The organism is Gilliamella sp. X-46, assembly GCF_057063525.1.
Genome location: NZ_JBXSQH010000001.1, coordinates 269,768 through 292,847, shown reverse-complemented (window position 1 = coordinate 292,847; position 23,080 = coordinate 269,768). Strand labels below are relative to the sequence as shown.

General features: G+C 36.2%; 17 protein-coding genes and 1 tRNA gene. 12 read left to right on the top strand and 6 right to left on the bottom strand.

What is annotated here, in order from left to right; genetic code table 11:
- The first annotated feature begins 69 nt into the window (after positions 1 to 69).
- The gene (gene tkt / locus ACYIAJ_RS01470) at positions 70 to 2,076 is read left to right on the top strand and encodes a transketolase (protein WP_483564205.1); all 2,007 of its coding nucleotides are present in this window, start codon (positions 70 to 72) and stop codon (positions 2,074 to 2,076) included.
- A gap of 183 nt (positions 2,077 to 2,259) precedes the next feature.
- On the opposite strand, the gene ACYIAJ_RS01465 is transcribed toward tkt, so the two are convergent.
- From ACYIAJ_RS01465 to ACYIAJ_RS01455, 3 genes are all read right to left on the bottom strand, one after another.
- Positions 2,260 to 3,648: an MATE family efflux transporter gene (locus tag ACYIAJ_RS01465; protein ID WP_483564204.1), complete on the bottom strand. Its 1,389-nt coding sequence runs from the start codon at positions 3,646 to 3,648 to the stop codon at positions 2,260 to 2,262.
- 8 nt (positions 3,649 to 3,656) lie between these two features.
- A complete protein-coding gene (gene rimO / locus ACYIAJ_RS01460) occupies positions 3,657 to 4,973 on the bottom strand; it encodes a 30S ribosomal protein S12 methylthiotransferase RimO (RefSeq protein ID WP_483564203.1) in 1,317 nt (438 codons plus the stop codon).
- Positions 4,974 to 5,308: 335 nt separating this feature from the next.
- The gene (locus ACYIAJ_RS01455) at positions 5,309 to 6,235 is read right to left on the bottom strand and encodes a siderophore ABC transporter substrate-binding protein (RefSeq protein ID WP_483559454.1); all 927 of its coding nucleotides are present in this window, start codon (positions 6,233 to 6,235) and stop codon (positions 5,309 to 5,311) included.
- 170 nt (positions 6,236 to 6,405) lie between these two features.
- On the opposite strand from ACYIAJ_RS01455, the gene ACYIAJ_RS01450 reads away from it, so the two are divergent.
- The 6 genes from ACYIAJ_RS01450 to ACYIAJ_RS01425 all read left to right on the top strand — a co-directional run bounded on the left by ACYIAJ_RS01450 (position 6,406) and on the right by ACYIAJ_RS01425 (position 13,860).
- Positions 6,406 to 8,385: a TonB-dependent receptor domain-containing protein gene (locus tag ACYIAJ_RS01450; RefSeq protein ID WP_483564202.1), complete on the top strand. Its 1,980-nt coding sequence runs from the start codon at positions 6,406 to 6,408 to the stop codon at positions 8,383 to 8,385.
- 606 nt (positions 8,386 to 8,991) lie between these two features.
- A complete protein-coding gene (locus ACYIAJ_RS01445) occupies positions 8,992 to 10,377 on the top strand; it encodes a hypothetical protein (RefSeq protein WP_483564201.1) in 1,386 nt (461 codons plus the stop codon).
- 684 nt (positions 10,378 to 11,061) lie between these two features.
- Positions 11,062 to 11,754, top strand: coding sequence for an endonuclease (locus tag ACYIAJ_RS01440; protein ID WP_483564200.1), 693 nt, complete (start codon positions 11,062 to 11,064; stop codon positions 11,752 to 11,754).
- Positions 11,751 to 12,026 carry a hypothetical protein gene (locus ACYIAJ_RS01435; protein ID WP_483564199.1) on the top strand — a complete coding sequence of 92 codons (276 nt, stop codon included), beginning with the start codon at positions 11,751 to 11,753 and terminating at the stop codon, positions 12,024 to 12,026. The genes ACYIAJ_RS01440 and ACYIAJ_RS01435 overlap by 4 nt, the downstream gene beginning before the upstream one ends.
- Before the next feature lie 361 nt (positions 12,027 to 12,387).
- Positions 12,388 to 13,005 carry a hypothetical protein gene (locus tag ACYIAJ_RS01430; protein WP_483564198.1) on the top strand — a complete coding sequence of 206 codons (618 nt, stop codon included), beginning with the start codon at positions 12,388 to 12,390 and terminating at the stop codon, positions 13,003 to 13,005.
- Positions 13,006 to 13,425: 420 nt separating this feature from the next.
- Positions 13,426 to 13,860, top strand: coding sequence for a hypothetical protein (locus ACYIAJ_RS01425; RefSeq protein ID WP_483564197.1), 435 nt, complete (start codon positions 13,426 to 13,428; stop codon positions 13,858 to 13,860).
- Positions 13,861 to 13,974: 114 nt separating this feature from the next.
- On the opposite strand, the gene ACYIAJ_RS01420 is transcribed toward ACYIAJ_RS01425, so the two are convergent.
- Both ACYIAJ_RS01420 and ACYIAJ_RS01415 read right to left on the bottom strand, forming a co-directional pair.
- A complete protein-coding gene (locus ACYIAJ_RS01420; RefSeq protein ID WP_483564196.1) occupies positions 13,975 to 14,175 on the bottom strand; it encodes a helix-turn-helix domain-containing protein in 201 nt (66 codons plus the stop codon).
- 126 nt (positions 14,176 to 14,301) lie between these two features.
- Positions 14,302 to 14,378, bottom strand: a tRNA-Val gene (locus tag ACYIAJ_RS01415).
- A gap of 285 nt (positions 14,379 to 14,663) precedes the next feature.
- On the opposite strand from ACYIAJ_RS01415, the gene recQ reads away from it, so the two are divergent.
- The 5 genes from recQ to ACYIAJ_RS01390 all read left to right on the top strand — a co-directional run bounded on the left by recQ (position 14,664) and on the right by ACYIAJ_RS01390 (position 22,299).
- Entirely contained in the window at positions 14,664 to 16,493 is a 1,830-nt protein-coding gene (recQ, locus tag ACYIAJ_RS01410) for a DNA helicase RecQ (RefSeq protein ID WP_483557922.1), read from the top strand.
- Positions 16,494 to 16,699: 206 nt separating this feature from the next.
- On the top strand, positions 16,700 to 17,542 hold the full coding sequence (locus ACYIAJ_RS01405; RefSeq protein ID WP_483557924.1) for a Rossmann-like and DUF2520 domain-containing protein: 843 nt from the start codon (positions 16,700 to 16,702) through the stop codon (positions 17,540 to 17,542).
- Positions 17,539 to 18,381 carry a 3-methyl-2-oxobutanoate hydroxymethyltransferase gene (panB, locus tag ACYIAJ_RS01400; protein WP_483564195.1) on the top strand — a complete coding sequence of 281 codons (843 nt, stop codon included), beginning with the start codon at positions 17,539 to 17,541 and terminating at the stop codon, positions 18,379 to 18,381. The genes ACYIAJ_RS01405 and panB overlap by 4 nt, the downstream gene beginning before the upstream one ends.
- A gap of 11 nt (positions 18,382 to 18,392) precedes the next feature.
- On the top strand, positions 18,393 to 19,241 hold the full coding sequence (gene panC / locus ACYIAJ_RS01395) for a pantoate--beta-alanine ligase (protein WP_483557928.1): 849 nt from the start codon (positions 18,393 to 18,395) through the stop codon (positions 19,239 to 19,241).
- Positions 19,242 to 19,440: 199 nt separating this feature from the next.
- A complete protein-coding gene (locus ACYIAJ_RS01390; protein ID WP_483564194.1) occupies positions 19,441 to 22,299 on the top strand; it encodes a valine--tRNA ligase in 2,859 nt (952 codons plus the stop codon).
- A gap of 52 nt (positions 22,300 to 22,351) precedes the next feature.
- Here the strand turns inward: ACYIAJ_RS01390 and ACYIAJ_RS01385 are convergent, their stop codons facing one another.
- Complete coding sequence (locus ACYIAJ_RS01385) at positions 22,352 to 23,023, bottom strand: OmpW family outer membrane protein (RefSeq protein ID WP_483557932.1); 672 nt, start codon at positions 23,021 to 23,023, stop codon at positions 22,352 to 22,354.
- Positions 23,024 to 23,080: the final 57 nt, after the last annotated feature.

Here is a 23,080-nt window from a genome sequence, read left to right as displayed (position 1 = left end):
AGTGATATCCACCTTGCAGCTATTAACTAACAAATTTTTACTCAAAAAATTTTTTTTGGAGATTATAATATGAATGCAACCACACTATCTCACCGCGAACTGGCGAATGCGATAAGGGCATTGAGCATGGATGGCGTACAGAAAGCAAAATCAGGGCATCCTGGTGCGCCGATGGGTATGGCAGATATGGCTGAAGTGCTTTGGCGTGGCTTTTTAAAACATAGTCCAAACAACCCAAAATGGGCTGATCGCGACCGTTTTATTTTATCAAATGGTCATGCTTCTATGTTGATCTATAGTTTATTGCATTTAACCGGTTATGACGTGACCATTGATGATCTAAAAAATTTTCGTCAGTTGCATTCAAAAACTGCAGGACACCCTGAATATGGTTATGTACCGGGTGTTGAAACAACAACCGGACCTCTAGGTCAAGGTATTGCTAATGCCGTAGGTATGGCTATTGCCGAAAGAACCTTAGCTGCACAATTTAATAAACCTGATCATACTATTGTTGATCACCATACTTATGTGTTTATGGGTGATGGTTGTATGATGGAAGGTATTTCGCACGAAGTGTGTTCGTTAGCAGGTACTCTTAAATTAGGTAAACTTATTGCGTTTTACGATGATAATGGCATTTCAATCGATGGTGAAGTCGAAGGTTGGTTTACTGATGATACCGCAAAACGTTTTGAAGCTTACGGCTGGCATGTTATCCGTAGTATTGATGGTCATGACGCTAAAGCGTTAAAAGAAGCTATCGAGCAAGCGCAAGCGGTAACCGATAAACCATCATTATTAATGTGTAAAACGGTGATTGGTTTTGGTTCACCAAATAAAGCCGGCAGCCATGAAAGCCATGGTGCACCATTAGGCGATGCCGAAATTGAAGCAACACGCAAAGCACTTGGCTGGAATTATCCTGCTTTTGAAATTCCTAAAAACTACTATGATGCTTGGGATGCTAAAGCTAAAGGTAAGCAGATCGAAGATGAATGGAATGTTCGTTTTGATGCTTATGCTAAGGCTTATCCTGAATTAGCCAAAGAATTTAAGCGTCGTGTTAATGGTGATTTGCCGGTAAATTGGTCACAAATTGCTAACGAAGTGGTGAATAAACTCCAAGCAAATCCAGCAACAATTGCTACCCGTAAAGCATCACAAAATGCTATTGAAGCTTTTGCCCCAGCTTTACCTGAGTTTTTAGGTGGTTCGGCTGATTTAGCACCAAGTAATTTAACCATGTGGTCAGGCTCTAAAGAGATCTTAGCTAATGCGGATGGTAATTATATCCATTATGGTGTGCGTGAGTTTGGTATGTCCGCTATTATGAATGGTATTGCATTACATGGTGGATTTATTCCTTATGGTGCGACATTCTTAATGTTTATGGAATATGCACGTAATGCCATTCGAATGGCGGCATTAATGAAGATTCGTGCTTTATTTGTCTATACTCATGATTCAATTGGCTTGGGTGAAGATGGGCCAACGCATCAACCTGTTGAGCAAATGGCAAGCTTACGTATGACGCCTAATGTGAGTACTTGGCGACCATGCGATCAAGTCGAGTCAGCTATTGCGTGGCAATATGCAATAGAACGTAAAGACGGTCCAACAGCGCTGATTTTTTCACGACAAAATCTTAAACAACAAGATCGCACTGCTCATCAATTAGCTGATGTATATCGCGGTGGTTATATCTTAAATGATTGCATAGGTACACCTGATTTAATTATTATTGCGACGGGTTCAGAAGTTGAGCTTGCCGTTGAAGCTTATCAACAATTGACACAAGCAGGTAAAAAAGTGCGGGTGGTATCAATGCCATCAACTGATGCGTTTGATAAACAAGATCAGGCGTATAAAGAGTCAGTATTGCCATCGTCAGTAACAGCCCGCCTTGCCATTGAAGCAGGTATTAGCGATTATTGGTATAAATATGTTGGTCTTAACGGCAAAGTGATTGGTATGACAAGCTTTGGTGAATCAGGTCCAGCGGATCAACTGTTTAAAGAGTTTGGCTTCACTGTTGAAAATGTACTTGCGCAAGCCAATAGCTTGTTGAAATAGTTAATTTATTACACTAACAAAACGCCATCAGCGAAAGTGTTGATGGCGTTTTTTTGTTATTTAGATAATGTGTATTAATCAAAAGAATTAACTCATTTTTTTAATTATTGAAAAATCAATAATTGGTTATTATAAAAATGTAGTTAATCCTTTCTATATTATTAAATTCTTATATAGGTAATTTTATTTTGATGCTCGTTCTAAAATAACATCAACGGGTTGTTTTTGGATGTAGATCATCCTAGCTATTAATAGTAATGCTGCAACAGCAAGTCCTGATATGATACCTATCCAAAAACCAGCTGCGCCAATTGGTTCAATGATTAGGTTGGTTAATCCTAAAACATAGCCAACGGGCAGTCCTACTACCCAATAAGAAAGTAGGGTGATAAAAAAGATGCTTTGGGTATCTTTATAACCTCGTAGCACGTTACTTGCTACTACTTGCAAATAATCTGATGCTTGATAAATAGCTAATAATATAATGAGCTGCATACAGATAGCCATGACGGCTGTTTCTTTAGTGAATAGAGCGACAATCGGTGTTTTAAAAATAACTAAGATTAGCGCAACAATAATCGCGATGGCTAAGGATATGGCTAAACTAATATAGGCGGTTTGTTTGGCTAATGCAGGTTTTTTATTACCCAGTAAATAACCAACACGAATACTGGTTGCAACACCAAGAGATAATGGAATGGCAAAGGTTAAACTACTGATGGTAAATATAATTTGATGCGCAGCAACGGTTATTTGACCTAATGGGGCAATTAATAATGCAATCACAGCAAATAAGCTCATTTCAAAAAAGTAAGCGAGCGCAAGAGGAGTGCCAAGCACAACAATTTTTTTGATTATAACAAAATCAACTAGTTTAGTGATTGGTGTCTGGCGAATGTCGCGTTGGCTTGCGCTAGTGAGTGTGTATAAGCGTATTAATATAAACATAAGCCAAAAGATAATTGTCGCTGTAATGCCACAGCCGACTCCGCCAAAAGCAGGTAAGCCTAATTTTCCATAGATTAAAACGTAGTTAATTGGAATGTTGGCAAGGAGAGCAATGAATATGATCACCATGGCTGGCTTTGTGTTTGATAGTCCTTCACATTGATTGCGGTAGACCAAAAAAAGCAAGAATGCTGGCACACCCCACATTATGGCGCGTAAAAATGAGACGGCAACGTCAACCATTTCGGGATCGATTGGGTGATCAGCTGAGCTTCTTAAGTTAATGACTTTGTCAGAATGATATAGAAACAACATCATTAATATTGATAATATGAGTGCTATTACTACACCTTGACGTGTTTGATTAGCAACTTGATCACGTTTAGCTGCACCATTTAAGTTTGAAATAATTGGTGTTAATACCGTTAACAAACCTTGTCCAAATAAAATTGTGGGCAACCAAATTGACACTGCAATAGCCACACCAGATAGGGCAGTTTTGCTATAATTTCCTGCCATAATGGTATCGACAAATGTGATTGCTGTTTGTGATATTTGTGCAATAAGTACAGGAACCGCTAATTTAGTAAGATTTTTTATTTCGTGTTTATAATGTTGTTTCATTGTTTTTATTAACGTTTAACCGTTCCCCATAAGTCGTATTCATCAGAATGTTCAATGTTAACTTGAACAATATCACCAACATTGACTTGGTTTTCTTCGTTTAAATAAACAACGCCGTCGATTTCAGGGGCATCAGCCATGCTGCGACCTATTGCGCCTTGCTCATCAACTTCGTCAATAATTATAGATAATGTTTTGCCTATTTTGGCTTGTAATTTTTGTGTTGAGATTTTTTGCTGTAATTGCATAAAACGATCAAAACGTTCTTGTTTGATTGTTTCTGGAATTTGGTTTGCCAGTTCATTCGCAACAGCACCTTCTACTGGGCTGTATGGGAAACAGCCAACTCGATCTAATTGTGCTTGTGACAAAAATTCAAGTAGTAGTTCAAAATCCTGATCGGTTTCGCCTGGATATCCAACTATAAACGTTGAACGTAATGTAATATCTGGGCAGATTTCGCGCCACTTATGAATACGTTCTAAGGTTCTTTCAATCGATCCGGGGCGTTTCATTGATTTTAAAATAGTTGGGCTTGCGTGTTGTAATGGCACATCTAAATAAGGCAAAATTTTGCCATCAGCCATTAATGGAATTAGATTATCAACACTTGGATAAGGATACATATAATGCAATCTGACCCAAATACCTAAATTTGATAACTGTTCACACAGGGTTTGGATATCAGTTTTTAATGGCATTCCATTCCAGAAATTAGTACGGTTTTTGATGTCGATACCGTAAGCCGAAGTATCTTGGGCAATGACCAATAACTCTTTAACGCCACTATCTGCTAAACGTTTTGCTTCATCTAAAACATTCCCAATTGGTCGGCTAACCATATCTCCACGCAAAGAAGGAATAATACAGAATGTGCAGCGGTGATTGCAGCCTTCAGAAATTTTAAGATAAGCGTAATGTTTTGGCGTTAATTTAACGCCCTGACTCGGGATTAAACTGGTAAAAGGGTTGTACTCTGGTTTAGGGGCATATTTATTCACATGACTTAAAACCGTTTCATAGCTATGTGGACCAGATATTTCAAGAACTTTTGGATGTACGGTTCGAATTTGATCTTCTTTGGCTCCAAGGCACCCAGTTACAATGACTTTTCCATTTTCGTTTAGTGCTTCGCCAATTGCTTCAAGCGATTCTTGTACTGCACTGTCAATAAATCCACAAGTGTTAACAATGACTAAATCAGCATTATCATAGCTAGGTACCACTTGATAACCTTGCGTACGTAGTTCGGTTAAAATTCGCTCAGAGTCAACTAAGTTTTTAGGACAGCCAAGGCTCACAAATCCAATTGTAGGGGGTGACATATTCATAGTATTTATAATAATAGTGTTTTATGTTTAAAGAGGTATTATTTGAGAATTAATAAACTATATTTGTTAATTATCATTTGCAAATTAAAATGAAGCCGGCATTTTATCATATTTCATCATAGTTGATACACTGATTTTCTAATTTGAATGTTATGTTAACGACGCTTTGATTTATTCATTAGATACTAGTAGTTATGGCTTGGAAAGTTACTAGTTTGTTTGAATAAAAGGATTATTGGTTAAGTGCTATCGAACAATATAAAATAAAGCCTTTATTTGCAATAAAGGCTTTTAAAAATAGGAAGATAAACTTACCAATTAAACTGTTACTATTTTAATGCATTAATGACTTCGTCTATTTGACGATTTATGCTTTCGGCACCACCACCAGACAAATACCATAGATCTGGCGTTAAATAAACCACATGTGTTTTACTTTTGTTGAGTACTTGCTGAGAAAAATAGTGTTCAGCCATACCTTGGTTGCCGATTGCTTTACTACGATCAACAACAAAGATAATATCAGGTTTCACCGATTTAATGTAATTATCATCAACAAAAATCGGTTTTGGCTTGCCTATTGCGTTATTCGCAGGCATAACGGTGAGTGGTACTGCTCGTTTAACATTTAGTACATCATGAATCAGTGCCGCACTTGAACTTAAATTGATAAGAATCATTTTTCCATCATTATGGATAGCAACAATAGCCTTTTTAGCACTGGCTTGAGCTAAAGCTTGTGTACTTTGAATTTTTTTATCTAATGATTGGATGATGCTATCCGCTTTGCTTTCTGTTCCCGTAATCTTTGCTAGCACTTGGATATGATTTTTGGTTGATTCAACGTAATTTTTAGCATCAACACTTAAATTAATAACTGGGGCAATTTTAGATAAATCTTCGGCCTTACTTGCTTGACGACCATCAATAACGATCAAATCAGGCTTAACTTGCTTGATAGTTTCAATATTGGGTTCTTTCATATTGCCCGTATCGGTAATCGAGGAGTTATTATATTGTTGCAAGTAAGATGGGATAACTGACCGTGGGGTGGCTGCAACTATTGAGCCTTTACCTAATGCATCTAGCGTATCTAATGCGCCATAGTTCATCACTACAACTTTTTTAGGTGCTTTAGGAACTACCACTGTTTGATTATCAGTAGTGACATTCATTGTTGATGATGATTGGCAGCCAGTTAAACTTAACATCATCACTGCAATACTACTCAAAAGTAACTTTTTTTTCTTGTTCATATCAATTTTCTCACGTCATTGTAAATGATAATAATTATTATTTAATAAAAGTGAATTGTCTAGAACTAAATAATTTTTTATAAAGATATTGATAATCATTCTCATATAGTGTAGTGTGCCTAGGGCAAATTAAATGGTAATTGTCATTATAAATAATGGGGTTATAAGGAATGAAAGCAAAAAAGAAGTTTAAATTGGCAACTCATGCCATTAATACGGGCATTTTGTTGTCATTATCAAGCGCCGCTATAGCGGCTAGCAATACAGATACTGACACCATGGTTGTTACTGCATCGGGTTTTTCTCAGCAAGTGAAAGAAGCGCCAGCAACCATTTCGGTTATTACACCTAAAGAGATTGAAAATAAACCTTATCGCGATGTTACTGATGCGCTAAAAGATATTCCTGGCGTTACGGTTACAGGAGGTGGGGACTCAACAGATATTAGTATTCGTGGTATGGATGCCAAATATACTATGATTCTCATTGACGGTAAAAAAGTAAGTACACGTGAAACAAGACCAAATAGCGATAATTCAGGTTTTGAACAAGGATGGTTACCACCACTAACTGCTATTGAACGTATCGAAGTTGTACGTGGACCAATGTCATCTTTATATGGTTCTGATGCAATGGGTGGTGTTATCAATATTATTACCAAAAAAGTCTCTGACAAATGGCATGGTGGTGTGCGTTTAGAATCTGTTATTCCATACCGATCAGCAGAGAAAAATACCTATACTGGTAGCTTTTCAACTTTAGGGCCATTGATTGATGATATCTTAGGTATCCAACTTTATGGTCAATATTCTAAACGTAATGAAGATAAATTCTTAAATGGTCATGCAGAGCAAAAATTACGCAGTATAAATGGTAAAGTATCGCTAAATGCAACCGATACACAAAAATTTGATCTCGATTTTGGACGTGCATTACAAAATAGTAAATCTACAGGAGGTAAAACAAGGCCTCTGTCTAGAGGTGATTTTCTTCGTGATAACCGTCGCAATTCGTTTGCGGTAACACATAACGGTTTATTTGGCGATGTATCGACAACCTCATTTGTTGCTTATGAAGGTAACAATAACCCAGAAAGAAAAATGAAAATTCGTAATACCGATGTCGATACCCGTGCAACTCTTCCTTTTAGCATCAACATGCTTACTATTGGTGGAAAGTATAATTACCAAGAGCTACACGATAAAGGAAATCAGCTAAATAAATCGATCACTAAAATTGATCGTTGGAATTATGCACTGTTTGCTGAAGATGAATTAAGATTGCTAGAAAGTTGGAGCTTAACATTAGGATTACGCTACAATAAAGATGAAAATTATGGTAGTAACTGGAATCCAAGAGTGTACAGCGTTTGGAATATTGATGATAATTTTACCTTAAAAGGTGGTTATTCAACAGGTTTTGCAACGCCACAATTACGTCAAGTTGTTTCTGATTGGGGACAAGTAACAGGCGGAGCTGGTACGGGTAATAAAGGTATGATCATGGGGAACCCAGATTTAAAACCTGAAAAATCGAATAACTTCGAAATTGGCGTTGGTTACACCAATGACTATGGTGTTGATGCATCGGCTACGGCGTTTTATACCAAATATAAAGACAAAATCCAAAGCTACTATATATGCCAAGGTCCAGCAAGAAGAGGCTTATGTCAAATAGCAGGATATCAAGAAAGATTCGATTTTGTTCAAGGTCGTGAAAATGTGGGTAAAGCTGATCTTAAAGGTCTTGAGTTTTCATTTAAAACGCCTTTATTTACTGATTTCTTATTAAGCTCTAATTATGCTTGGACAAAAACAGAACAAAAAAGTGGTCAATATAAAGGACGAGCTTTAAACCGAACGCCTAAACAAAAATTCAATACCCAACTTGATTGGTATGCTACCCAGCAATGGGATTTATGGGCTAAAATGGCTTATTATGGCATGGAATCATCAAACAACCGTAATGGCACAAAAGTTGAATATCCTGGCTACACTTTCTGGGACATAGGCGCGTCTTATCAAGTACATAAACAAGCTAAGATCTATGCTGGTGTTTATAACTTATTTGATAAAGATGTTAGTAACGAAGATTTTGGTAAAACCTTAGAAGGTCGACGCTATTTTGTCGGTACCGAAATTAACTTCTAATTAACCAATATTTCGGTTTAGTTTATTATTCTAAGGCAGCTTTAATATAGCTGCCTTTTTTATAAATAATCCATTAATTTATGCGAAAAATTGGTCAGAAAATGTATTGATTTTATTAAAGTTTTTTATTTTGTGGTTTTTAGCCAAAAAACACCATCCAAAACCCGTTTCCAGCAGTACATCAATGTAGGTTGACTCAGTTTTTAACAAAACTTTACAAATTTTTAACAAAAAAACTAGCGCGTTATTAATCAACCGACTATAATTTAAGCGCTTTTAAAGCAAAGAAATGCTCATCAATTGAGCAATTAATTATAAAAAATCGAAATAAAACAAAAAATTAATTGACAGGATAATCGAAATGCGCTATCATAATCGGCATCTGGCATCTGGCATCTGGCTTGCCAAACCTATGTTCTAAATCTTTTTCAGTTTCACCGTAGTCGAAATCAGGCACAGTCCTTATTTTCATCATTGAGTTCATTTCGCGTAGCGAAATCGGCAGAGTTATCGCTAAGGTCGAGGTGTTTATCTTTTCTATCTAAATTTTCAAGCTTACCTAGATTGTTGTTTTTCTCCGTGCTGTTGTCATATGCACAGAGTTCTGTGGCATTAACGGCATATACATCAAGGTATATCGAGGGTAGTGCGCCGTATTTAACGTTCGACGGTGGTCGAACAAAGGCAATATCAACAGATAGTTTGTTGTCTATAAGGTTGCACAATGGTCGGGTTATCACGCCGTCTACTAATACATCAAGTGTATCAAATCCAATAAGATTACCTTATTCAGGGAATACTCTGGATGATATAGATATGTTTGTGCCGTCATCAGTCAGTCAATCCAATGGTACCTATAAAGTGAGTATAAGTGATTTGGTCACTAGGTATAATTATTGGCGGGATTATGATGGGGATGGTGAGGGTACTAATGGCGTTACCGTATCAGGGGATATATCGGTATCGTTTAGGGATAAGGATGGCAATACCGTTGGTCGTAGTGATGATTTAGATGTATGTAAGGCTCCTTATAGGGTAACCTTAAGTAGTACAGGGGGATATTTACAAACACGGTACGGAGTTCCTAATAGGACCAGTTTTAGTGGAGCTACGGTGGATTATTATATTAATCCGTATGACAGTCGTCCTGTTGTTTGTTACGCAAGGCCGAATTTGCTATATGGTGGCACTACTGGCATTGATTCTAACGACGCTCCGGCGTTCGCCGGTCCATCTAACATATGGTCTAGTACAAAGGGTTTTTTAGTTCAGTCAACAAGTCCATCATCTTACGACCGAAATTTTCCTACAACAGGTTCAGATGGATTGTATTTTGATTTGCTTATAGGTGGCGTCGATGCAAGTCAGTTGACGTGGTCTTCTGTTTCGCGTGGTGGAATCACTGCTACAGTGAGTTGGAGATTGCCAGACCGAGGTACAAATGAAGATATATGGATTAGTGATAAATCCCAGTATGTAACTCGAGTCACGTTAACGGGGCCTAGAGTGACTGCTGCTGAAAATAACACAAATAATCCTAATCCACTTAGTAGGCCAAATTTACCGCAGACTTTTGAGTTAGAGGGTAGGGATGGTAGTGGTTATGTAGTAGTCAAGTATGGATTTGTGTTGAGGAAGTGGTTCGCCCATCGGGTTATGCATACTGGATATTCTGAGCAAAGATCTTGGTGTGGACGTTTAAGTTATCGAATGTCATTGATCCGGGAATTAGTTAATGCGAAAAGTACTAATAATAGACGTCCTCGTTTTGTCGGAGCCACGCCGTCGTCAAATGGTAATCATTACAAGCGTTACATAGGTGTTGGATTTTTAACTGAGTGGGGCGACCTTAACAAATACACCGGTGTGTTTTTCATGAGTTGCTCCTATGTAGCAGATGGCGCTAGTTACTGTGTCTTGAACGACGGCAAAGTCTTCTTATATAGTAGTAGTTCCAACACCATTGGTCCAGTTACGTGCGTCTCACCTTAACTTTTATTTTTTAGTCCTTAATTATTAGGGAACGAGGGATTATAGTGCAAATAAAGGATAATATAGCAAAAGAATGAAGCCCTTACGCAGTTAAGCCCCAGTCAGTCAGATTGGGGCAGTTTACAGTGCTGTTGCAGTTAAACTCCACAACAGCGTTATTCCGCCAAACAATCACCCTATTTTTGCGCAAAAAATTGCCAGTGAAATTGTTGATTTTATTTGGTTTTTTTGTGGTTTTTAATGAAAAATAATTCTACATCAACAATGAGTTAAACTTGTGGTATATCCTAACTTTTACTTACTTGTTCAATTAATGCAATATTGTCCACGCGTTGCTTTAAACCTTCTACTTTGCTTCTCGTTTAGTCGCTTTTGGTTTGAATTTCATTTATTGATTTTGCTATAATATCATCTTGATATTATTTAATATCTGTTGATATATTTAAAGCCACAGTCGGGGGAGCCCGACCTTTGATTGGTTAATAGACTGGAAACAATACCAATATTATAAACAAGAGAATTAAGCGTCTGTTCGTTCTTTTTCTCTTTTAAGCCCTCACCAAAAAACGAGGGTTTGTTTTATTAAGTTTCTTACTTGATAGTTGTTATTGCAGGATGCTTTACTATAAAAGTTGATGTTTTATATAACATATTAAATTTTTATAGTTTTTGGATTTATTTTAAATGGATTTTATGGAAAAAATAGCTATCTTACTTTTATTTACTCCGTTATTTGTTTATTCAGCACAGAACTTTAATTCAGCTAAAATACATTTAACTAAATTATATAAATTAAACCCTAATCAAACGACATTTTATTGCGGATGCGAATTTTCGTGGGTAGGTAAAAAAAGCGTTGTTGATTTTAGCAAGTGTGGGTATCAACCAAGAAAAAATCAGACTAGAGCTGAACGTATTGAGTGGGAACATGTTATGCCTGCCGAGAATTTTGGTAGACACCTAACATGCTGGCAAGAAGGTGGGCGTAAAGCGTGCAAAAAAGATGCTACCTTCAATCAAATAGAAGGGGATATGCATAACTTACAACCGGCTATTGGTGAAGTGAATGGCGATAGGTCTAATTATCGTTATTCGCAATTTACTAAAGAATTTAATCAGTATGGGCAGTGTAAAAGTGCTGTGGATTTTAAAGCTCGTGTATTTCAGCCCCGAAACGAAATCCGCGGAATGATAGCACGCACCTATCTTTACATGTCTGATAAATATAAAATCAATTTATCAAATCAAGAAAAGAAGCTGATGATGGCGTGGAATAAAATGTATGCACCTGAAAATTGGGAATGCAAGCGTAATGCGCATATAGCAAAAGTGCAGGGTAATGATAATAAGTTTGTTACTGGGCGGTGTACACAATGAAAAAGTTAATCCTATTATTTTTAATTGTTTTTTGGTCGCAAATTGTAGATGCGGTAGTGATATCTCACAACAATTCGTATCGAGGTTCAAATCCTTACATAATTAAGTTAATTGATATTACATATTTTCTGGGTGGGAGTTTTATCCTTTTAAGCATAGCTAATGATAAATTAAAAGAGAATAAAAAATCAAAACGTAAAAAGAAATTAAGTCAAAATAAAACTAATTTGGACAAAAACACTAAATCCGCAGATGAAGAAAATAAAAAATGAAGCCGACGAAAGTCGGTTTTTTTATGTTCAAATTTTGAGTAATTCACTCAATATCAAATCGATAGCAATAACATAATAGCTAGTATTGGACTAAAGAGCGATTCAAATTTATGAAAGAAATCTATAAATTGCTTTTTGAAGTTGATAATGAAAAAGGGAAAAGTTAAGTGAGTAGAATGTTATCAAACAAGAAACGAGTTAAGCCACGTATTGAAAATAAGCAACATTCATTGATGAATAAATTGAAATTAAAGTTAACAATATGACTGCTTGATGAAGTTTGAATCTCAAAATAGTTATGACAAGCTAGAAATGATTCAATATTTAAACAAATATAAAACTAAACTATTGAGGAATAGAGATGAAAAGATTTTTACCATTAATATTGTTTTTTACTTCTTTTGTACTATCATCCTGTGCCACCTTTAAGTATGAGAATTATTCCGAACCACAACCTACTGATAAAGTCGCGAAAGTCACCTTTGTTCGTTCAACTAATTTTAATTCTGTTACTACAGACTATTCTGATATTTTTTCGATGAGAAAAACAGAAGGTAATTACCTTCGTTATACACAAACTACAATAACCTTTGATAGAAAAACAAGGGATCGTAATTTTGGCATACCAACGCCAAGCAACAGCAAAACTTTATATAATATCTATATTCCAGCAAATAAAACTTTTAAATTTGATGCAAGTATTTCACATGATTGGTATTCAGATCTTTCTAATACATCAGGAAAGGAAAATAGAGCCAGCTTATGTAATTACAATAATATAGAATTTACTCCTGTAGAGGGGGGTGAATATTTAGTTTTTATTGATAATACTAGAGATAATATTAAAAATGCGCCGAGATGTTCTTTGAATATTAAACAATTTGTTAAAAGCTCATCGGGCAATCAATGGGTAGATGTCCAATTCAAATTTAATAATGATGGACGTGATGTTATGTTTACCTACGAAAGAAAAAATTAAATTTTATCTGCTCGGGATAGGTGGTTTAGAAAAGTTGGTGTAGAAATGCTGATGTAAATAAACCACTTTACCGCTGAGTTAATCGGTTTTTATTGTGATAAAGGTAAAACAGATAGGATATATTATATGCCTAACTGTGAAGAAGATTTGCTTGAAGAATGTTTTTTCCAAGATTGGATTTTTATTGCCTGAAAAAATTTAGATAAAACCCATTCCTTCCACCAAAATAAAACTCGAATTTTAAGCAAAAAATCAGTCAGGAAATGTATTGATTTTATTTAAGTTTTATTTTTTTTTGGTTCCTGAATTAAAACTTGAAGTGCAATTTTAAACTCGGTGGAGTGAAGAAAGTAGAAAGGTGATTTTTTATTGCTATTAGTTAATAAATTTCATACTATTACCAAAAAGGAAGGCGATAGTATGAAAAAAATTTTACTAGTTGGTTTAATTGGGTTTGCTTTATTAGGTTGTGGTAAAAAGAAAGTCACTGAGGAAATGCTTATCGGGAATTGGGAATGTAGCTCAATCGAACAAAGAGCAAAATGGAAGAACGGGATGTTTCAAGACTATTCTACATCAATTGACCGTGGAAAATCAGTAGTTACCTATTTAAAAGAAAACGATGATTTTTTTGTAAAATGGCCGGGTAGTAATGAAATGGTAAAGGAAGATTTTAAGAAATTGAATAGAAGTTACAACAAATCTTTAGCTGGTATGAGATTGTCTGGTTTTAATAGGCTTGAGTATATATCAGATAATGAGTTTAAGATGATTTCTGAGTTAGCAATAATGCAAGATAAGAAAGAAAACAATGAAAAAACTAAAATATCAATGCACTGTACCAGAATACAATAACTATAAAACCGGAAAAAAATTATTTTTATTTAGTGCTATTTTATTAAATTCTCTAAGAGGGTTTTTTATTAAAAATTTATCAGTTCAGGCTTGATTTGTAGTCCTTTGTTAATTTTAATTCGTGTTGCTTTTCTTAACTTTTGGCTTTTCATATTGAGAATAAGCTGATTGGCTAATACCTATTTTATTCACAACTTCAACTTCGAATGATTTTAAATACTCACGCCATGCTTGTGTAGGAGAATAGTTATTATCAAAAACCATACTAACAACTTTGTTTGGTATACTTGTTTCAATATCGATTGTTCTATTCATTATTATTTTTATGGCTAATCTCAGTATAATCATTATGTTAGTGAAGTGTTACCCCAGTTTTACCCTACGGATAAAATCTGAGTTTAAAAGAATTACGTTAAAAGCTTGCTAGATAAGGCTTTAGAATGGTACGCCCGGGTGGACTCGAACCACTGACCCCCACCATGTCAAGGTGATGCTCTAACCAACTGAGCTACGGGCGTATATTTGAAACACGTAAATATTAACGGGCAAATCGATTTGTATCAAGTAAAAAAATGAAAAATAGCTGTTTTTTTAGTCTGTTGAACAAAATTGGCTGCATAATGAACGTTATTTCTTTTCGGTTTTAAAAAAAAGTCATAACATGATGGTTCAATGCAAGCTGTTTCTAAAAATTTTCTTATTTTTGGGATGAATTGTAAGTTTCTGTAAGTTCATGGTGGTTTGTTTAAATTAATTTCGCTATACTCGGCGCATTTCGTTAGGCGCTACATATTTAGGTTTGTATGTCGATAAAAGATCAGATAGAAGATGTTCTGCAAAATGTTTTTGGTTACAAGTCATTTAGAAATCAACAAAGAGAAATTATTGAATCTATTATCGATGGACGTGATACTTTAACCATTATTCCTACTGGCGGTGGTAAATCTTTATGTTACCAAATCCCTGCGGTTTTATTGCCAGGGACTGCTATTGTTATTTCGCCTTTAATTTCTTTGATGAAGGATCAGGTCGATCAGTTATTAGCTAATGGTATTCCTGCTGCCTATCTTAATGCTTCTCAATCTGCGATAGAACAACAAGAAGTTATCGCAAAATATTTAAATCATTCAATAAAGTTGTTATATGTTTCACCTGAACGTTTGGGCGTGTACGCTTTTTCTACTTTAATTAATGAATATCCACCTTCATTAATTGCTATTGATGAAGCGCATTGTATTTCTCAATGGGGGCATGATTTTAGACCTGATTATCGTCAATTAGGTCAACTTTCTACTCGTTTTCCTGATGTGCCGATTGTTGCATTGACCGCCACTGCCGATAAGATGACGCAATCTGATATTATAAATCAACTTAATTTGGTTGATCCGTTAGTTGTGGTAAGGAGTTTTGATCGGCCGAATATTCGTTATACCGTCGTTGACAAATTTAATCAGATGGAGCAGGTTGTTTCGTTTGTTGAAACGCAAAAAGGCAACCCCGGTATTATTTATTGCTCAAGCCGTTCTAGAGTTGAAGATATGACCACTAAACTTGCTGCTCTTGGTTTTTCGGTTATGGCGTATCATGCCGGGTTGTCTAACAATGAACGCCAACAAGCACAAGATGCTTTTTTAAAAGATGATGTGCAAATTATTGTCGCTACCGTTGCGTTTGGTATGGGTATTAATAAACCCAATGTGCGTTTTGTTTTACATGCGGATTGTCCACGAACGATTGAGGCTTATTATCAAGAAACAGGCCGAGCAGGGCGTGATGGCGTACCAGCCGAGGCGATGCTGCTATTTAATAGTAAAGATCTGAAGTGGTATCATCAAAAAACTGTTGAGAAAATAGATGGTAAGCATAAAGATGTGGAACTGCAAAAGATCAATGCGATGGAGGCTTTTGCGCAAGGTTTGACTTGTCGGCGCATTGTGTTGCTGAATTATTTTGGCGAAGAGAGAGCTGAACCTTGCAATAACTGTGATATTTGTTTGTATCCCCCTGAGATGTATGATGGTTTAATTGATGCGCAGAAGGTTTTATCTTGTGTTTATCGTGTTAAACAGCGTTATGGGGCACAATATATTGTTGATATTTTAAGAGGCTCTGCGCGGGCTCACATTAAAGAAGTTGGTCATCACAAATTATCGGTTTATGGTATCGGTAAGCAAAATTCATCGAACTATTGGCTTAGTGTTATTAGACAGTTGATTTATTTAGGGTATTTAAATCAAGATATATCGAATTATACCACTCTTCAATTAACAGAAAAGGCGCGGTCAATTCTTCGGGGCGAAATCCCTTTATCATTAGCTAAACCGCGTTTAGAAATCGTGAAAAAGAACCGCATAAATCGATATGCAAGATCAATTAATTCAACTGCGATTTTATCGTACGAAGAACGAATTCTATTTAACAATCTTAGGCGATTGCGTAAAGATATTGCTGATGTTGAAGATATTCCACCTTATATTGTTTTTAGTGATGCGACATTACTTGAAATGGTTCAAACCAAACCAGAAAGTAAAAAGCAGTTAATTAACGTTACTGGTGTAGGTAAAATCAAGTTAGAAAAGTATGGTAGTTTGTTTTTAGATGCAATAAATGAATTTATGATCAAAAATTTTTAACATTTTGTACAAATTACATATGATAACCATTTCTAGAAAATTTTGATTATTTTGAAATTTATAATTAACCAATAAAAATAGAGATTTTTATGTCAATAATAAGCAATATGCTACAAATAATTTTATTTGTTACCATTATTAATTATAATTGAATATCAAGTCGATTAGGCTATAATGCGACAATTATTTAATAATTTACAGTTACAATGATTATCGGTTTTATTGGTGCGGGTAAAGTAGGTTGCACTTTAGCTAAGTATTTTTCTTTGTGTGGAATGCGGATTGCTGGGTTTTATAGCCGATCTTATGAACATGCAAAAGAGGCAAGTGATTTTACTCATAGTCAAGCTTATGCATCGTTAGCTGATTTAGTTAATGATTGTGATTGTTTATTGGTTACTGTATCAGATAGCCAAATAGCCACCGTTTGGCAAGAACTTTGCCAATTACCTATTGCCAATAAATGGATCGGTCATTGCAGTGGGCTGTTGACGTCACATATATTTAGCCAACATAAAATTGTTCATCCATTTGCGTTTTCATTGCATCCTTTATATGCCATTTATGATAGATTTGAATGCTATACCGCTATGTCAGGTGTTTCTTTTACGCTTGAGGCAAATGAAAGCATTATTCCTCAATTAAAAAACTTTTTTGTTTCACTAAAAAATCCTTTAGCCATTTTACCTGCGAATAAAAAACCACTTTATCATGCGGCTTGTGTTATGTTGAGTAATCAAGTTATTGCGTTGGTACAAATTGGTGTTGATTTACTTGACCAATGTGGATTAGATACTGAGTTTAGTGAACAAGCGTGGCATCCATTATTTTTAGGAAATGCTAAAAATATATGTAAAGTTGGGGTGATTAATGCTTTAACTGGACCTGTAGAACGTGGTGATATTGAAGTCATCAAACAACATATAATGGCTATGCCGGTCGAATTGAAACCTATTTACCAGCAGTTATCTGCTATTTTACTTAATATTAGTCGAACAAAACATCCAAGCAAGGACTATCGACAATTAGAATTGGAGTTGTTACCTTGAAAAACACGATTGCCACTTTAAAAGAACGTAAACAAAACCGACAAAAAATTACTATGCTAACCGCTTATGATTACACTACAGCTAAATTAATGGATGAAAGTGGTGTAGATTGTTTATTAGTGGGCGATTCTTTAGGTATGGTGATGCTGGGTTACGATAGCACCGTATCGGTTACTATGGAAGATATGATCCATCACTCCAAAGCGGTTGCAAGAGCAGCTAAGTCCGCATTTGTTGTCACTGATTTACCTTTTATGTCTTATCAAACATCTGTGTATGATGCAGTTTTAAATGCCGGTCGCCTAATTAAAGAAGGTCAGGCTCAAGCGGTTAAACTTGAAGGCGGGCAAGCATTTTGTGAACATATCAAAATGATTACGCAAGCTTCTATTCCGGTTGTTGCGCATATTGGACTCATGCCCCAATCTGTTCTTGCATTAGGGGGATACAAAGTTCAAGGTAAAGATTATCAAGATGCTAAAAATGTTGTTCTTGATGCATTAGCGGTTGAACAAGCTGGCGCGATTGCGATTGTACTTGAATGTGTACCTGCTGATTTAGCAAAATTGATCTCACAACTAGTAAGTATTCCAACTATTGGTATTGGCGCAGGTGTAAATTGTGATGGGCAAGTGCTAGTTTATCAAGATATGTTGTCTATGTATGATGGTGTTTCTTCAAAATTTGTCAAATCTTTTGCCCCAATTGGCCATCATATGAAACAAGCGTTTACTGATTATTGCCAACAGGTAAAACAGCAACAATTTCCTGCTTCGATCCATGAATTTGCGATTGATAGTGAGGTAATGAGCAAACTTAAATCTGAGTTTCAATTATAAGGGATAACTAAATGAATGTTGTAACGACAATTGGACAAGTACGAGAGCAAGTTAAAGCTTGGCGTCAAGCTGGCTATAGTATCGGACTTGTTCCAACCATGGGTTATTTGCATGAAGGTCATCAAAGCTTAATGGCAGCGGCTAAAAGGGATAACCAAAAAGTTATTGTGACGATTTTTGTTAATCCTATACAATTTGGACCTTCAGAAGATCTTGCTAGTTATCCACGTGATTTAGAACGGGATAAAATCGCTTGTGAGAAGATGGGGGTGGATTTGATTTTTTGTCCAACTGCCAGTGAAATGTATGATACTAATTTTAACAGCTATGTTGATGTTAATGGTTTAACAGATGCTTTATGTGGAAAAAAACGCCCAGGGCATTTCAAAGGTGTTTGCACGGTTGTCACAAAATTATTCAATATCACACAACCTGATCGTGCTTATTTTGGACAGAAAGATGCACAGCAGTTAGCGGTAATTAAACGAATGGTCAGTGATCTGAATTTCGACATTGAAATTATTGGTTGCCCTATTGTGCGTGAAGCAGATGGACTAGCTAAAAGTTCACGTAATAGCTATTTGTCTGAACGTGAACGATCCGCAGCCGTGTGCCTTTATCAAGCAATTGAATGTGCCAATGCAATGATAAAGCAAGGGGAAACGTCGGTAACAGTTATAACAAAAGCTATGTATGATCTTATTGTCCACCAACCTTTAGCCAAGATTGACTATATTGAATTTGTCGATCTAGCATCATTAACATCGGTTGATAGGCTTGAACAAGATAGTTTATGTGCGCTAGCGGTTTATATTGGTAAAACACGATTAATTGATAATTTTATTTATCAACATCACTAATTACCAATTATATTTACAATGATAGATATAAAAAAACCGCTTAATACAAGGCGGTTTTTTTATGCTATTTATCGTATTATAAAAATTTTTACAATTCGATTAAATCGATGAGTTTATTGTTCTGCTAATTTATTGTTTGGCTATTTTACTGTAGAATAGCAACCATTTTATGCCTTAAATCAGGATTGATGCATTAATTATGAAAAACACGACTTATAATCCACAAGAAATTGAACAACCTCTTTATAAGCATTGGGAACAAAGTGGTTATTTCAAACCCAATGGTGATAAATCGCAACCAAGTTATTGTATTGCCATTCCACCGCCGAATGTGACAGGTAGTTTACATATGGGGCATGCTTTTCAGCAAACCATTATGGATGCCTTGATTCGTTATCATCGTATGCAAGGTCATAATACCCTTTGGCAATCAGGAACTGATCACGCAGGTATTGCAACGCAAATGGTGGTAGAGCGCAAAATTGCGGCTGAAGAAAATAAAACACGCCATGATTACGGGCGTGATGCTTTTATTGACAAGATTTGGCAATGGAAAGCCGAATCTGGCGGTAGCATTACTAAGCAAATGCGTCGCTTAGGGGATTCAGTTGATTGGGATCGTGAACGTTTCACCATGGACGAAGGTCTATCAAATGCAGTGAAAGAAGTCTTCGTGAGATTATATCAAGAAAATCTCATCTATCGTGGTAAACGCTTAGTCAATTGGGATCCAAAATTACGTACAGCTATTTCCGATCTTGAAGTTGAAAACCGCGAAGTTAAAGGTTCAATGTGGCATTTACGTTATCCGTTAGCTGATGGTGCCAAAACAGCCGACGGAAAAGATTATTTAGTGGTGGCAACTACTCGTCCTGAAACCTTATTTGGGGATACAGGGGTTGCGGTGAATCCTGAAGATCCTCGCTATAAAGATCTGATTGGACAATTTGTCATATTACCATTTGTTAACCGCCGTATTCCAATTGTGGGTGATGAACATGCCGATATGACCAAAGGTACAGGGTGCGTAAAAATTACCCCTGCGCATGATTTTAATGACTATGAAGTTGGGCGACGTCATCAATTACCGATGATCAACATTTTAACGTTTGATGGTGATATTCGTCAGCAAGCTGAAGTATTTGATACTAATGGTGAACCAAGCGATGCTTATGATCCAGTTATTCCTGCTCAGTTCCAAACATTGGAACGCTTTGCTGCTCGTAAAGCAGTCGTTGCAGAATGTGAGTCATTGGGTATTTTAGAAAAAATCGAACCGCATGATTTGACCGTTCCATATGGTGATCGTGGTGGCGTTGTGATCGAACCTATGCTAACCGATCAATGGTATGTGCGAGCAAAAGTGCTTGCAAAGCCTGCTATTGATGCAGTAAAAAATGGTGATATCCAATTTGTACCAAAACAGTATGAAAATATGTATTTTTCTTGGATGAATGATATTCAAGATTGGTGTATTTCACGTCAATTATGGTGGGGACATCGTATTCCAGCTTGGTACGATAAACAAGGTAATGTTTATGTTGGTCGTGATGAAGCTGAAGTGCGACGCGAAAATAACCTTGCCAATGATATTGAACTGAAACAAGATGACGATGTGCTTGATACTTGGTTCTCATCTGCACTTTGGACATTTTCAACGTTAGGTTGGCCGAATAATACTGATGATTTAGCCACATTCCATCCAACTAATGTGCTGGTAACTGGTTTTGATATTATTTTCTTCTGGGTAGCTAGAATGATCATGATGACCATGCACTTTATTAAAGATGAACATGGTAAACCACAAGTTCCTTTTAAAACAGTGTATGTTACAGGTTTAATTCGTGATGAAGAAGGGCAGAAAATGTCTAAATCTAAAGGAAACGTTATCGATCCTTTAGATATGATTGACGGTATCTCACTGCCAGCTTTATTAGAAAAACGGACAGGCAATATGATGCAGCCTCAATTAGCTGAAAAAATTGCTAAACGCACCCAAAAACAGTTCCCTAATGGCATTGAGGCGCACGGTACTGATGCGCTACGATTTACTTTAGCTGCGTTAGCCTCAACTGGGCGTGATATTAATTGGGATTTAAAACGCTTAGAAGGTTATCGTAATTTCTGTAATAAACTTTGGAACGCTAGCCGCTATGTGCTGATGAATACAGAAGGGCATGATTGTGGCTTTAAAGGCGGGGATTTAGATTATTCTTTAGCAGATAAATGGATTTTAGCCGAATTTAATCAAACCATTAAAGCTTATCGAGACGCATTTGATACTTATCGTTTTGATTTAGCAGCTAATATTTTATATGAGTTCACATGGAATCAATTCTGTGATTGGTATTTAGAACTAACCAAATCCATTTTAGCCAATGGCGAACCGTCACAGCAACGCGCAGCTCGCCATACGTTAATTATGGTATTAGAAGCTCTATTACGTCTTGCGCACCCGATTATTCCATTTATTACCGAAGCAATTTGGCAAAATGTAAAAGGCTTAATGAATATAACCGCTGATACTATCATGTTACAGCCAATGCCTGCTTTTGATGAACAGCATTCAAATGATCAAGCAGTAGCTGATATTAATTGGATAAAAGATGTCGTGATTGCCGTACGAAACATACGTGCCGAAATGAATATTGCGCCAAGTAAACCACTACAATTATTGATTCGAAAAGGCTCTCCAACGGTACATCGAATCATCGCTGATAACATCAATTTTATTGAATCATTAGCAAGATTGTCTGAAATTGTTTTACTTGATGATGGTGAAACTGGACCATTATCGGTCACAAAACTGGTTGATGGCGCCGAGTTATTAATCCCAATGGCAGGATTAATCAATAAAGAAAACGAACTTGCGCGTTTAGAAAAAGAAATTGAACGCATCAATGGCGAAATTTCTCGTATTGAAAATAAACTGTCTAATGCCAGCTTTGTCGATAAAGCCCCTGCGGCAGTAGTTGCTAAAGAAAAAGAAAAACAACAAGGTTATATTGATGATAAAGCCAAACTGCAAGAGCAGTATGTTGCCATAAAAAATCTTTAATCTTTGTAATAAAAAACCTCTCGTTTGAGAGGTTTTTTTATGTTTGTTTCCTTTAAAATTTATAACCTACACCAATCATTGCAACCCATGGATCAAGCTTATAATTAGCGGTAACTTTAGTATTACCTAAATGGGTTGTTGCTTTAGTTTCAATATCAATATAACGGATTTGAGCATTCAAAAGCCAATTGTCATTTAAAGAATAATCAGCACCGACTTGAGCTGCCCAGCCCCAAGAACTGTCAAGATCTAAACCATGAAATCCCGCTTTTTTGGCTTCACCACTAAGTTTTTCATCAAAAAAGAAGGTATAGTTAATACCCATTCCAACATAAGGTTGTAACTCATATTGTGAATCAAGTGGATACCAAACGGCACTTAATGTAGGTGGTAGATGTTTAATTTTCCCTAAATGAGCACCAGAAAGCCCCGTTGAATTGCCCCCGCCTAGCTTAACTTGATGGCTAAAAGGTGTTGCAGCTAACAGTTCGACACCAATATTATCGGTCACCATATATTGGAAATTTAATCCAAGTTGTGTATCGTTATCGGCTTTTGCTTTTAGATCGCTTTTGGCTCCGCCTACTTTAACGTGATCACTTTTATCTTTAGGGTGAACATAAACAGGTCCACCACGGACGATAATTTCATTTGCAGTATGCGCATAAGCTACTGCGCTGGATAATCCCATTGTGATAACCATAGCAACTGACGAAATTTTCATTTCTTTTCTCCCAATTTATTTGTAATTCATTATATAATATTTAAACATGTTGAAAAA

Bases quoted from the DNA above. Each gene is read 5' to 3' on its own strand.
- ACYIAJ_RS01435 (WP_483564199.1), top strand. From the start codon at position 11,751: ATGAAAAAGTTAATCCTATTATTTTTAATTGTTTTTTGGTCGCAAATT.
- ACYIAJ_RS01420 (WP_483564196.1), bottom strand. From the start codon at position 14,175: ATGAATAGAACAATCGATATTGAAACAAGTATACCAAACAAAGTTGTT.
- ACYIAJ_RS01405 (WP_483557924.1), top strand. From the start codon at position 16,700: ATGATTATCGGTTTTATTGGTGCGGGTAAAGTAGGTTGCACTTTAGCT.
- ACYIAJ_RS01390 (WP_483564194.1), top strand. From the start codon at position 19,441: ATGAAAAACACGACTTATAATCCACAAGAAATTGAACAACCTCTTTAT.
- ACYIAJ_RS01455 (WP_483559454.1), bottom strand. From the start codon at position 6,235: ATGAACAAGAAAAAAAAGTTACTTTTGAGTAGTATTGCAGTGATGATG.
- ACYIAJ_RS01425 (WP_483564197.1), top strand. From the start codon at position 13,426: ATGAAAAAAATTTTACTAGTTGGTTTAATTGGGTTTGCTTTATTAGGT.
- recQ (WP_483557922.1), top strand. From the start codon at position 14,664: ATGTCGATAAAAGATCAGATAGAAGATGTTCTGCAAAATGTTTTTGGT.
- ACYIAJ_RS01430 (WP_483564198.1), top strand. From the start codon at position 12,388: ATGAAAAGATTTTTACCATTAATATTGTTTTTTACTTCTTTTGTACTA.
- ACYIAJ_RS01440 (WP_483564200.1), top strand. From the start codon at position 11,062: ATGGATTTTATGGAAAAAATAGCTATCTTACTTTTATTTACTCCGTTA.
- rimO (WP_483564203.1), bottom strand. From the start codon at position 4,973: ATGTCACCCCCTACAATTGGATTTGTGAGCCTTGGCTGTCCTAAAAAC.
- ACYIAJ_RS01385 (WP_483557932.1), bottom strand. From the start codon at position 23,023: ATGAAAATTTCGTCAGTTGCTATGGTTATCACAATGGGATTATCCAGC.
- panC (WP_483557928.1), top strand. From the start codon at position 18,393: ATGAATGTTGTAACGACAATTGGACAAGTACGAGAGCAAGTTAAAGCT.
- tkt (WP_483564205.1), top strand. From the start codon at position 70: ATGAATGCAACCACACTATCTCACCGCGAACTGGCGAATGCGATAAGG.
- ACYIAJ_RS01450 (WP_483564202.1), top strand. From the start codon at position 6,406: ATGAAAGCAAAAAAGAAGTTTAAATTGGCAACTCATGCCATTAATACG.
- ACYIAJ_RS01465 (WP_483564204.1), bottom strand. From the start codon at position 3,648: ATGAAACAACATTATAAACACGAAATAAAAAATCTTACTAAATTAGCG.